Source organism: Veillonella atypica (assembly GCF_041431435.1).
Lineage (GTDB): Bacteria > Bacillota > Negativicutes > Veillonellales > Veillonellaceae > Veillonella > Veillonella atypica.
In genome coordinates this window covers 1-504 of sequence record NZ_JAPVXV010000017.1, presented here as the reverse complement: position 1 = coordinate 504, position 504 = coordinate 1, and the positions used below count along the sequence as shown (strand labels likewise).

General features: G+C 53.8%; 1 rRNA gene. It reads right to left on the bottom strand.

Annotated elements, in window-relative coordinates:
- Window positions 1–504: ribosomal RNA gene (locus tag O3598_RS09510) — 16S ribosomal RNA — on the bottom strand; the annotation flags it as partial.

Here is a 504-nt window from a genome sequence, read left to right as displayed (position 1 = left end):
ACCTGGTAAGGTTCTTCGCGTTGCGTCGAATTAAACCACATACTCCACCGCTTGTGCGGGCCCCCGTCAATTCCTTTGAGTTTCAACCTTGCGGTCGTACTCCCCAGGCGGGGTACTTATTGCGTTAACTCCGGCACAGAAGGGGTCGATACCTCCTACACCTAGTACCCATCGTTTACGGCCAGGACTACCGGGGTATCTAATCCCGTTCGCTCCCCTGGCTTTCGCGCCTCAGCGTCAGTTTTCGTCCAGAAAGTCGCCTTCGCCACTGGTGTTCTTCCTAATATCTACGCATTTCACCGCTACACTAGGAATTCCACTTTCCTCTCCGATACTCTAGATTGGCAGTTTCCATCCCATCACGGGGTTAAGCCCCGAACTTTTAAGACAGACTGACCAATCCGCCTGCGCGCGCTTTACGCCCAATAATTCCGGACAACGCTTGCCACCTACGTATTACCGCGGCTGCTGGCACGTAGTTAGCCGTGGCTTTCTATTCCGGTA